General features: G+C 57.0%; 9 protein-coding genes. 7 read left to right on the top strand and 2 right to left on the bottom strand.

The window, feature by feature from the left end:
• Window positions 1–133: 133 nt before the first annotated feature.
• The 4 genes from G6L01_RS20765 to G6L01_RS20750 all read left to right on the top strand — a co-directional run bounded on the left by G6L01_RS20765 (window position 134) and on the right by G6L01_RS20750 (window position 7,198).
• A complete protein-coding gene (locus G6L01_RS20765) occupies window positions 134–658 on the top strand; it encodes a hypothetical protein (RefSeq protein WP_174376580.1) in 525 nt (174 codons plus the stop codon).
• Between the two features lie 158 nt (window positions 659–816).
• Window positions 817–1,236, top strand: a complete 420-nt coding sequence (locus G6L01_RS20760; RefSeq protein WP_174376579.1) for an NlpC/P60 family protein — start codon at window positions 817–819, stop codon at window positions 1,234–1,236.
• A complete protein-coding gene (gpJ, locus tag G6L01_RS20755; protein WP_174376578.1) occupies window positions 1,233–4,568 on the top strand; it encodes a TipJ family phage tail tip protein in 3,336 nt (1,111 codons plus the stop codon). Before G6L01_RS20760 ends, gpJ begins: the two co-directional genes overlap by 4 nt.
• Before the next feature lie 8 nt (window positions 4,569–4,576).
• A complete protein-coding gene (locus tag G6L01_RS20750) occupies window positions 4,577–7,198 on the top strand; it encodes a tail fiber domain-containing protein (protein ID WP_174376577.1) in 2,622 nt (873 codons plus the stop codon).
• Here G6L01_RS20750 and G6L01_RS20745 read toward each other — a convergent pair.
• Window positions 7,167–8,018 carry a class I SAM-dependent methyltransferase gene (locus G6L01_RS20745; protein ID WP_174376576.1) on the bottom strand — a complete coding sequence of 284 codons (852 nt, stop codon included), beginning with the start codon at window positions 8,016–8,018 and terminating at the stop codon, window positions 7,167–7,169. The genes G6L01_RS20750 and G6L01_RS20745 overlap by 32 nt on opposite strands.
• 43 nt (window positions 8,019–8,061) lie before the next feature.
• Here G6L01_RS20745 and G6L01_RS20740 point away from each other — a divergent pair, with 43 nt between their 5' ends.
• From G6L01_RS20740 to G6L01_RS20730, 3 genes are all read left to right on the top strand, one after another.
• Window positions 8,062–8,310 carry a hypothetical protein gene (locus tag G6L01_RS20740; RefSeq protein ID WP_174376575.1) on the top strand — a complete coding sequence of 83 codons (249 nt, stop codon included), beginning with the start codon at window positions 8,062–8,064 and terminating at the stop codon, window positions 8,308–8,310.
• A 211-nt stretch (window positions 8,311–8,521) separates the two neighbouring features.
• Window positions 8,522–9,346: a DNA adenine methylase gene (locus tag G6L01_RS20735; RefSeq protein WP_174376574.1), complete on the top strand. Its 825-nt coding sequence runs from the start codon at window positions 8,522–8,524 to the stop codon at window positions 9,344–9,346.
• 227 nt (window positions 9,347–9,573) lie between these two features.
• Window positions 9,574–11,037, top strand: coding sequence for an aldehyde dehydrogenase family protein (locus G6L01_RS20730; protein WP_070165460.1), 1,464 nt, complete (start codon window positions 9,574–9,576; stop codon window positions 11,035–11,037).
• Between the two features lie 102 nt (window positions 11,038–11,139).
• Here the strand turns inward: G6L01_RS20730 and G6L01_RS20725 are convergent, their stop codons facing one another.
• Window positions 11,140–11,331: a hypothetical protein gene (locus G6L01_RS20725; protein WP_070165459.1), complete on the bottom strand. Its 192-nt coding sequence runs from the start codon at window positions 11,329–11,331 to the stop codon at window positions 11,140–11,142.
• Window positions 11,332–11,493: the final 162 nt, after the last annotated feature.

Raw genomic sequence — 11,493 nt, 5'->3', positions numbered from 1 at the left:
ATCTTTCAGCGCAAATTCAATTCGCTCTCGCAACGCCTGGGGGGCGAGCAAAGGAAGCTGAAGTAAGTTGCTGGCCGAAGGCTGGATCTTCGAAAAAAAGGCCATTGGTTTCGTCCAATGACGAGCAGTCCCAATGAGACGTGTTTCCCTGAATGCCCGGCTGGCGATGGAAATGGGCATGACGGACGAGGTCTATGTCGCACTGTTCTACATCACCCATCCGGATCTCGACGAACCCGTCCGGCTTTCGACCGACAATACCGAGCGACTGTCGGACGAGCCGTTGATGTATGGCACCCGCTCGTCCTGGATGGACAGCAATACCAGCAGCGAGCCGTTTTACTTCGTGCTGGCCTCGACCATCCTGCCGTCGGATCTCGATGACGCCCCGACCTCCGGCAATCTTGTGCTGGAAAATGTCGACAATGACATTGCCAAGGTGCTGCGTTCCTTCACGACGCTTGCCACCATTCATATGGCCGTGGTGCTGGCATCTTCGCCGGACTACATAGAAATCGAGTATCGCAACATGCAGATCGTCAGCGCCGACCTGACCGCAGGCGAGGTGACATTGAGTTTCAGCCGGCAGGACATCGAAGAAGAGAAGTCACCGGGTGGCCGAATGACCCGCAGTCAGTTTCCCGGCCTGTTCTCCTGATGCTGGCAAGCCCGTCCAAAATAGTGTAGGGCTTTTCCATCTCCCCAAATCCAGCCAAAAGTAACCCGGTCACCCTACCGGCTGTTTTGCCATGCCTGTCTCGCGCGATGATGCCGCCAATTCAGCCGGGCTTTTCCCGGCCTTTTGTTTGGTTGGCAATGGCGCACTGGTCCCAAGATTACATCGGTATCCCGCATGCACCGCACGGCATTGATCGCCAGAGCGGGGTCAATTGCTGGACGCTTGTCTGTCTGACCTATCGAGAGCAGCTTGGCATCGATCTCCCCACATACACGGGTGACTTTGTCTCGATTGACGAAGCCGCCGAAATCGAGACGCTGTTTGCTGACGAGGCGGCAATCCGTTGGAGCGAAGTTGATACGCCTGCCGAGTTCGATCTCGCCATCTTTCGGCGCGGTCGGTTCGAGACCCATGTCGGCATTGTTGTCCGTCCAGGCCTGATGTTGCATGTGGTTGGTGAGGACCAGGCCAAACTGGAGCGCTACGATAATGGGGTCTGGAAACCGCGTTTGAAGCGGTTTCTAAGGCACTTCGAACGGCTTCAGGTGGCGGCATGACCATTCCTGTTCTGGCCGTTCCGTTTCTCGATCCTTCGGTCGGCCGCATTTCCAAAGAACTGCCCGAAGGCCTGACCATTGCCGAGATCATCGGCGTGACCATGCCGGGCCTGTCCGATCATGATTTGGCGCTGGTGCGCGTTGTGCTGGTCAGCGATCGCGGCTCTGCGGTGATCGATCCGCGCTACTGGCATCGCGTCAGGCCCTATGCCGGTGTGCGTGTTGTCATCCGGCTGGTGCCGGGCAAAAGCGCCCTCCGGTCGGTCTTGACGGTCATTGTCTCGATCGCCGCAGCAGCGCTTGGCCAATATTGGGCCACCGCCATGGCGCTCACCAGTGCGACCGCCACCACGGTCGTTGCCGCCGGTATTACGCTTGGCCTGACCGTGCTTGGCAATTTGCTGATCAACGCGCTCATTCCGCCCGCCAGCAACAAGAAGGACAAGACCACCTATTACATCAACGGCTGGCGCAACAATCTCGATCCGGACGGCGTCATTCCCGAAGTCTATGGCAAGATCCGGTTTGCGCCGCCGTTTGCCGCCACCAGCTACACCGAGATCGTCGGCGATATCCAATATCTGCGTTCCATCTTCCTGGTCGGCTATGGCGGTGACTATGGCGTGGCGCTGTCTGAGTTCTGGATCGGCGACACCAGTATCGACGAATATGACGAGCTGACGATCGAAACCCACGAAGGTCTCGCCAGCGATGGCACCTTCACGCTCTATTATCGACAGGTCTACGAGCTGTCGCTCGGTGTCGAGCTGACGCGGGAAAAGCCCCGCAACGATCAGGGCAAGGTGATCAGCGGCGCGGCCAAGGAAGATCCTGTTGTGCGCACCACGGGTGCCGATGCCTCGGCAGGCTCGGTGATCATCGGCTTTCCGGCTGGTCTCGGTCGTGTTGATGACGAGGGCAACAAGAAGAACCTGTCGGTGCAGATCCGCATCCGGCAAAAGCCCGCCAATGCCGCTGACGATCAATATGTCGTGGTCACCACGATGACGATCACCAGCCAGAAGCTCGAAGCCTTCTATCGGCAATACACCTGGTCTTTCGCGACACGCGGCCGCTACGACATCGAAGTCACGCGGATGACCGACGAGCATACCAAGTCGAGCTACCAGAGCCGCACGACATGGGTGGCCCTGCAGACGATCCGGCCGGAATATCCGATCGACTTTCCCTATCCGCTGGCGATGATCTCCATGCGGGTCAAAGCGACCTATCAGCTGAACGGCCAGCTCGATAACTTCAACATCATCGCGTCGCGCCGCTGCCTGGATTGGGATGCCGCGACCGGCACATGGATCGGTCGCGAGACCCGCAACCCGGCCTCGCTCTATCGCTACTGCCTGCAATCGGCCTCCAATCCGAAACGGGTGTCCGACAGCGAGATCGATCTGGATGCGCTGGCCGACTGGCACGTCTTCTGCGCATCCAAGGGCCTCGAATACAGTGCCGTGCATGACGACGATCGCACGCTGCGGGAGCGCCTGGACGATATCGCCGGGGCTGGCCGGGCACGGTCGCGCTATGACGGCGTTCGCTGGAGTGTGATTGTCGATCAGCCGCAGGATCTGGTCATCGACCATATCAACCCGCGCAACTCCTCGAATTTCAAGGCAAGCCGCACCTACTTCGATCCACCGCACGGGTTCCGGATCAAGTTCTTCGACCAGACCTACGACTACAAGCAGAACGAACGGTTGGTGCCATGGCCCGGCCATTCCGGAGAAATCACGCTGACGGAAGCCCTGGAGCTGCCCGGCAAGACCAATCCGGACGAGATCTGGATCGAGGCAAAGCGGCGTATGTACGAGGCGCTTTACCGGATCGACACCTATGAGGTTGTCCAGGACGGGCCGATCAGCGTGGCGACACGCGGCGATCTGGTCATGACCTCCTATGACGTTCTGGAGCGGACCCAGGTCGCGGCCCGCGTCCTCGATGTCATTGGCCGCACCATCGAACTGGACAGCGAAGTCGAGATGACCTCCGCCCTGACCTATGGGCTGCGGTTTCGGCATTTTGGCGACGAGGACGACACGATCGGCGTCAGCGTGCTGGTGACGCTGCTCACCGTTGTGGGGACTGGAAAGACCGTCGTCATGGCCGATCAGAACCCCGACATCGTGCCTGAGATCGGAACGCTTGTGCATGTTGGCCTGCTGACCTCCGAAAGCCTGCCGATGATTGTCACGCGGGTCGAAGCCGGCGAGGACATGTCCTCGCATCTGCGCCTGGTCAACGCAGCCCCGATCATTGACGAGCTGACCGACGAAGAGGTGCCACCGGCGTGGTCCGGCCGGGCGGGTGCCGATGTCGAAACATCCAGCAGCGCGCCTCCGACGCCTGTGATCACGTCGATCGATACCGGCGTTGTCGGCACGGAGATCTCTGGTGGCCTCAGTGTGTCGGTCTCACCAGGCACTGGCAATGTGGTGACCGTGGCCTATCGGCTGCAACACCGCACGTCCGGCGCGACGGCCTGGACGCCCATTGATTTTGCCGCCTCCGATGGGGCGGTGCTGATCTCGTCCTATGTGACCGGCGATGTCGTCCAGGTGCGGGTGGCAGCACTCGGCGACACCGGCCTGATCAGCGCCTTCTCCTTGCCCGTCACGGTGACGATCGGCGCGGACGATGGGGCAACGCCAGCACAATTGCCGTCCGGCAATATCAGTGTCGTGGCGATCCTGGGCGGCGCGACCGTCACGGTCCAGACCACGGATGACGCAGCAACAACGGCTATCCAGATTTACTGTTCAGCCGTCAACGATCTGGATACGTCCGCAGACGCGGTCGGATCGCCGATCGCGGTCGAGGCATCGCGGTCCTATTCCGTTGCCGTAGGTGATGCGACCCGCTCGAACATGCTGGCGAACGGCGGCTTTGACAGTTCCAGCAGTTGGACGCTTGGCGACGGCTGGAACATTGCCTCGAATGCAGCGGTCCATTCGCCCGGAACGGCCGGCACTCTCAGTCAGGCCGTGGCTCTGACGGCCGGTGCCACCTATCGTCTCAGCTATGACTTGACCCGTTCGGCCGGTTCGATCCAGCCAAAGCTGACGGGCGGCACCACGGTGACCGGTACGAACAGATCGGCATCGGCAACCGTCCGCGAAGCTTTGCAGGCCGTGAGCGGCAATAGCGCCCTGGCGCTGGCGGCAACGGACGCCTTCGACGGTCGCGTCGATAACGTCGTCCTCTATCTCGAAACATCCACCTGTCTGCCGCAAGGCACCAACTATCTGTGGCTGGAGCCGCAGAACGCGAACGGCGTGAGTGGACCGATCACCGGTCCCTTCACCGTGTCGGTTCAATAGGAGCGTCCATGACCGATCTCGGCGTCAAATCCCCCAATGTCAGCGTAGCTTCCCTTTTGGATGATGTCTTGGGGAACCGGGCTGGCTCAAGCCGCCGACTGAAGATTGTCGATCTTGCCAAACAATTGGCAGGCACCAGCCCGATCAACCTGCTTGGCAATCAGGCCCCGCTCTATGCGACCTATGCCGATCTCGTTGCAGCCACCATTGCCACGAAGGTCTCGGCGTGGGTTTACGAAGATCCTGACCCTGACAAGAACGGCATTTATGGCTGGATTTCCAACACATGGACCTGGGTTCTGCCCCTGCCATATTCGTTTATCGACGCAACGGATACCGGAGCCGGGACGGCGAACGCCATCAAGGCGACGAGCGAGATCCCGGTTTCTGAAGCCGCATTGATCAGCGTGGAGATTTTCCGAAACACCACGGATGTGCCCGTCACCATCAGCTTCAATGATGGACCGGCGCTGACGTTGAAGACGATCACCAATTCGGCGCAGCTGGCCTTGACGGGTGGAATGCTGGTCTGGGGCAAGATCTATGGCAGCGATTTCCGTCTGACCGTCGACCAGGATGTGTCCGCCTTGGTCGCCCAGGTAGAAGTCAAGGCAGCGGCTGCCGCCGCCTCGGCACAGGAGGCCCATAATTCCGAGACCGCTGCCGCAAATTATGCTGCCTCGATCAATCCTGCGAGTTTCGTGCCCAAGACCTGGGTGACCCGCAATGTCCTTCAGCACGGTGCCTATAGTGACGGGACCAATGCGGCCGCGACCTCGACAGCGTTCCAGGCGGCTTACAATGCGGCCAGTGAAGGCGATACGATTGTTGTGCCGCCGGGGAGTTATGATTTTACGGCTGGCGTCGAAGTTGATGCAAATAAGAAGTCAGTGAACTGGTTAATATATGGCGATCTGCTGCTGCCTTCATATAACTGGATCAATATCTTGCCCGGTAACGCAATGCAGTTTGGGAGGCAAACGCCCAAAAATGGCGTGCCAGATGTAATTGCATGGAGAAGCGACTTTAAGGGCATGGGGGTGGAGACGACAAACAGCGTCGACTACGACTCAATCGACATCCAGGATGACATCAAAACAAGCCCCGGCCGAGTGCAAGGACGTGTCGTCTATATGCGCGTCCGTGGCGGCGCTTACGGAATACGCCAGGCGGACGTAGGGCAGGTTTTGATCGAAGAAACGCCAGGTCTTACACCTGGCGGCGGCTATTGGGTTGGCATTCAGGGCTATTCCGGTGCGTTTGCAGCGTCAGTGCACGATGACAGCTTGCACGGATCTAATTTCTACGCTGAGACAACCAATGGTGCGACCGGTTATTACAATATCACCGGCTCGGAATCGAACGTGCTGATCCACACCGGCTCAAGCGCCAGATATCGTTCCGGCTTTCAGGCGGCTGGTGGTGGAAACCTTCATGGTACCGAAACAGACGCGGCGTTCTATGCCAGCACATTGGCTGGAGCCACGGTACGGTGGAAGCTTGGTTTGGCTTTTGGGAATGCAAATGGCGACTATGCACTCGGCACCACCAGCACTGCGATAGATATCAATGAGCAAACGATCTATCGTGGCCTTGACCTGCACAATACCACTGTCACCGACGCTATCATCAGTGAGGTCAACAACCGGATGGAGACGGCAAGTCTTCAACTCACGGCACCTAGCCATAGCTTGCTGCTTGGTAACCGGGCAAACGTCAATACGCCTAAGATGTATTTCTGCTCGTCTGGCAACACGACGCCAGATGTCACGATAAACTTCAGCGGCGGCACCTCGACCGTTAATCAGGGTACGATGGCGATCAGCGCCACGGATGTGGCATTCGGCTGCACGCCCCGGCCATCGGCAGATAATGCTCGCCCCCTCGGGGGTGGCTCCTACAGATGGTCTGTCGTCTACTCCGCGACGGGCACGATCAATACGTCGGATAGGCGGGCTAAACTTGACATCACCGATATTGATCCTGCTCTGGCCAGAAAGCTTCTGAAGGCCATCAAGCCCGTTACGTTCCGGTGGAAGAACGACGACACGCCGGCAAAAACTGAGACGCGGGTGGTCCTACGTCAGAAGATGGAAATTATAGTCGATACCCGTGAAGTCGAGAAGATCAATCTGGTCGACGGTAAAGCCGTCCTGAGCATCGTTACCGAAACTTATGAGCGGGAAGAGCCCGTCTTTGAAGAACACCTCTTGTTTGACGAGGCGGGCGCGCCAGTCATGAGCAAAGTGCGGGTGGAAGTCGGAAAACGGCAAAAGGTAATTCTGGTCAAACAGGGGGATGGGTCGCGGATGGAACAACCCATACTTGATGCCAATGGTGATCCAGTTATGGAGCCGATCTATGATCTTCAGGAGACCCAACGGGTCTACAGAGAACCCGTCTGGGAGGAGGTCGAAGAAATCATTGAAATTTCTCCTGCTCACAGCAAGACCAATGTCCGCACCCATTGGGGCTTTATCGCACAGCAGGTTGAAGCTGCGCTTGCTGAAGTCGGACTGACCACGAACGACTTTGCAGGATTTGTCTACGACTCGGAGAGTGACACTTACGGATTGCGAACCGAGCAATTCATCCCGATTATGTGGGCCGCAATGCGGGAAGAAGTCTAGCGAATTTATTAGCGTCGACTTGGAGTTGCTCCCACAGCGACCTCTTGCCTGTCCATCTTCCCAAGAAAATGTCTGGTCGCTGCGGCGTACAAGGCATATCTAAATCTGTCGGAAAAGAGTGGGCACAGGCTTCAAATGCGTGATCCTTTTTGCGGACGTAAGTAAGTTCCATTGCTGATGGTATCCAGGTTTCAGCCGCTGTGACCAAAAGCCCGCAGTTGTTCCCGTGAATATGGACCAATTGATGCGTTCGGTTGAGCTTGCGAAGCATTCGGATGGCGGCAAAATAAAAATCATCACCCGCGATCATTTCAAGGCTGTGAATCTCGAGGATGATTTGGGAAAACCGTGTGAGTATCGATGTCGGTGTTGTTTGGATGGCTGCCCATTCTGCGCCTTCTGCATCGCACTTCAGCAATAAGTTCTTCACGCCAAGGTGCCCATTGTCACGCACCATCTGTTGGAGTGATCGCATCTCTGCGTTTGCCGATTTTTGGCAGGCAAGTCCGTGCTTTGACCAGTTGAAATTCAGGTGAGGTTCCGGAAGCTCCGAGATAGTGTGGTCGTATTGGAATATTCGGCAGCCACGGTTTGCCATTGCCAAATCCCATGAAACATCATCCGAGATCCCGATACTGTAGGCAGTGGCTTCTGATATGTTGTGGTCGAGCATCACATACCCGCCGTCATAGTCCCGGCCAATCCTGACCATCACTCCTTCTTTGACAGACATGGGTGATAGCAAATGCCTGAGGTAATCAATGCGTTTCGCAAAACTCTGTGGCAGCTGCACTTGTCCGGATACGGATTCCGAGTTCATTCCTCAACCTATAGATTTTTAAAATTGTCCCAGAAGAATAGTCTTGAGATATCAAAATTTCAAATTTCCTTTTGTCGTGGAGTTCCTTGAGAGCGATATTTTCTGGCGGGAGTTGAAGATTTTCCATCAAAGCAGAATGGCGGATCGACTAAAGAGCCTTCAAGGCGGGTTCGTTCTGTCGATCAATGATAGGCCGGAGATCCGCTACGTCTTCTCTGCCCTTCTTGTGGAAGGCGCGGAGTTGACCTATTCGGTGGCGGGTGGCGCAAGGGCAGCGAAGCACGGGAGGTGATTTTTCGGCGGCATGTCCAACGAGTACCTTCGGAATACGATGAACTAATTAGCGGCACACCGGAATATTGACCGGGTGGCCGGGGTGTTCAAGCACCCCAACGACGGGCCAAAGATTGGCGTCCTAACCCGTCCGACAGCAACAAACGATAACCGTCACACCCGTACCCTGCAGGGCCGGGCCTCTGTGACTGAGTCGTGAGATTTTTGAAATGGTGAATCGTGAAGCCTTTCGGCCCGTCCCCAATACTCAGCCGCCAGCCGCCTGGATCGGTGGCAAGCGCAGCCTGGCACCGCGCCTTGTCAATATGATCGAGGCGATGCCGCACCAAACCTATGCGGAGCCGTTTGTCGGCATGGGCGGCGTGTTTTTCCGACGTCGGCAAGCGCCCAGGACCGAGGTAATCAACGACCGCAGTGGTGATGTCGTGAACCTGTTCCGCATCCTCCAGCGCCACTATCCGCAGTTCATGGATACGCTCAAATTCCAGATCACCAGCCGACGCGAGTTCGAGCGGCTGAAGGCATGCGATCCGGCAACGCTGACCGATCTGGAACGGGCCGCCCGGTTCATCTATCTCCAGAAGCTCGCATTCGGCGGCAAGGTCTCCGGGCAGAATTTCGGGGTGCAACACGGGGGCAGCGCCCGGTTCAATCTAACCCGGCTCGCTCCGCTCCTGGAAGATGTCCACGAGCGCCTGTCTGGCGTCGTCATCGAGAACCTGGACTGGCTGGCTTTCATTAACCGCTATGACCGGCCGGGTGTACTGTTCTATCTCGATCCGCCATATTTTGGCTGTGAGGACGATTACGGCAAGGAACTGTTCGGCCGGGATCAATTCGAGGTTCTTGCAGATCGTTTGAAGAGCCTTCAAGGCGGCTTCATACTGTCTATCAATGATCGGCCGGAGATCCGGGAAATCTTCTCGGGGTTTCCCGTTGAGGGCGCGGAGCTGACCTATTCGGTCGCTGGTGGAAAGGGGACTGAGGCGCGAGAGCTGATCTTCAGAACAGGTCATTTTCATGAGTGCAATTGATTGCCAATCAATCTTGCGCTTAGCGCCAAGCGATTTTGCGCGCTACATGTGGAAGACCATTGAAACGGTGAAGAAAATCTACGTCACCATCATGGCGTAAGCCGAGCTTAGAGCATCGTGCAGAAAATCGGAATCCGCACGATGCTCTAAGCTTTTGTTTGGGCATCGGATTTATCCGAAAACCGGTTCCCACTTTTCGGTCCGATGCTCTAGCCTAAGGAACCACCATGACCCTCAGCTTCGATCCAGACACAATCGCCCTGCCCATCGGCCATTTCATTGGCGATGCGCTGGTGGATGCCAATGGTGCCATCGACATGTACCGCCCATCAGATGGCAAGGCCTATGCGGGCTGTCCTGTTGCCAATGAAGACATGGTGGATCGAGCCGTTCAAACCGCAAAGCAGGCGCTGAAAACCAGCAAATGGGGCAGCGTGCGCCCACGCGAACGCACCATTGTGCTCCAACGCTGGGCAGACCTTATTGAGCGCGAGGCCGAAACGTTGGCCAAGCTGGAGGCTCTATCCTCCACACGCCCCGTTGGCCATCTGATCGCTGGAGACATTGCCGTCACAGCCGAGCAAATCCGCTTTTTTGCCGAAATGGCAGACAAAGAAGGCGATGCGCTGGTACCGACCGATGGTGACAGTCTCGGCATGATCATGAGCGAGCCTTATGGCGTGATTGGGGCCATCACACCATGGAATTTCCCGGTCTCCATGGCGGGTTGGAAGCTTGGGCCAGCACTCGCCGCTGGTAATGCCGTGGTGCTCAAACCATCGGAAATGACACCCTTTTCCAGCATTTATCTGGCGCAATTGGCGGTTCAGGCCGGGATTCCGGCAGGGCTGATCAATATCGTACTGGGCGATGGCGCTGTGACTGGCAATGCCATCACCGGCCATCCGGATATCGCCAAAGTCAGCTTTACTGGCTCCACCGGGGCGGGTCAGGCGATCATGGGCAATATTGCCCGCACGGGCGTCAAACCCATGACGTTGGAACTGGGCGGCAAAAGCCCGCAACTGGTGTTTGCCGATGCCGATCTCGACAAGGCCGCAACCGCCATTGCCCAAAGCATTCTCTCCAACGCTGGCCAAGCCTGTGTTGCTGGCTCACGCCTGATTGTTGAGCGCAGCGTTATGGAGCCTTTGGCAGAAGCGATCATTGCCAAGATGAAGGCCGTGAAAGCTGGCCCAACCTGGGATGCGACGGCACAATATTCGCCGATCATCTCCCAGCGCCAGCGCGAGCGGATCGACAACATCGTCAAGGCCGCCATTCATGCCGGGGCGGAATGTCTGACGGGCGGCGACATCATGGAAGGCGATGGGTATTTTTATACGCCAACCTTGCTCTCCCATGTCGATCAGCATTCTCCGGCTGTGACGCAAGAAATTTTCGGCCCCGTCTTGACCATCCAGTCTTTTGAGCATGAAGACGAGGCACTGGCTTTGGCCGACCACCCCACCTATGGCCTTTGCGCTGGACTTTTTACCCGCGATATCTCCCGCGCCCTTCGCCTGACACGCTCACTTCAGGCGGGTACCGTTTGGGTCAACCGCTATGGCCGGTCGCGGGATCATATTTTGCCCACAGGCGGTTACAAGCAATCCGGCATTGGCAAAGATTTGGGCCGCGAAGCGTACCATGCCAATCGCAAAGGCAAGAGTGTGTTGATTGGGCTTTAGACCGCCCATCTAGAGTTTTTTCAGGAAAACGAGGAGCCTCGTTTTCCAGAAAAGACAAACGAAAACGGGAAAATCGAGAATCTGTCAGGTTCAGTCTGAACCTCACAGGCTCTCATTTGACGCGTCAACGGTCTTTTCGGCGGTCGCATCCGCTTCGCTGGTTTCGTTTTTCTTCTTCTCTGCTTTATCCTGATCGTGATGCCATTTTATGGCGAAGAACATGGCCGTGCCCAAAACGATAATCTTTGCCGGAAAGAAGACGATAGGGAACCAGTCCACCCAGTCGCTCGTCATTGGCCATTTCCTTTCAGAGATTCATCAATGCGGTCTCCCATAGAATAATACAGCCACACATGACATGTGCGTTTTGTCGCAAGCGCGACGCCAAACGATGGCTTGGGAGAGCATGTCAAGCAGACGCGCAAAGCTTTCATGCATCCGCAGATCCAATGACCC

Source organism: Agrobacterium vitis, from assembly GCF_013337045.2.
GTDB lineage: Bacteria > Pseudomonadota > Alphaproteobacteria > Rhizobiales > Rhizobiaceae > Allorhizobium > Allorhizobium vitis_B.
This window is presented reverse-complemented; position numbering and strand designations above follow the sequence as displayed.

Excerpts from the sequence above, each read along its gene's own strand:
- G6L01_RS20765 (WP_174376580.1), top strand. The coding sequence starts at position 134 with ATGAGACGTGTTTCCCTGAATGCCCGGCTGGCGATGGAAATGGGCATG.
- G6L01_RS20760 (WP_174376579.1), top strand. The coding sequence starts at position 817 with ATGGCGCACTGGTCCCAAGATTACATCGGTATCCCGCATGCACCGCAC.
- gpJ (WP_174376578.1), top strand. The coding sequence starts at position 1,233 with ATGACCATTCCTGTTCTGGCCGTTCCGTTTCTCGATCCTTCGGTCGGC.
- G6L01_RS20750 (WP_174376577.1), top strand. The coding sequence starts at position 4,577 with ATGACCGATCTCGGCGTCAAATCCCCCAATGTCAGCGTAGCTTCCCTT.
- G6L01_RS20745 (WP_174376576.1), bottom strand. The coding sequence starts at position 8,018 with ATGAACTCGGAATCCGTATCCGGACAAGTGCAGCTGCCACAGAGTTTT.
- G6L01_RS20735 (WP_174376574.1), top strand. The coding sequence starts at position 8,522 with ATGGTGAATCGTGAAGCCTTTCGGCCCGTCCCCAATACTCAGCCGCCA.
- G6L01_RS20730 (WP_070165460.1), top strand. The coding sequence starts at position 9,574 with ATGACCCTCAGCTTCGATCCAGACACAATCGCCCTGCCCATCGGCCAT.
- G6L01_RS20725 (WP_070165459.1), bottom strand. The coding sequence starts at position 11,331 with ATGACGAGCGACTGGGTGGACTGGTTCCCTATCGTCTTCTTTCCGGCA.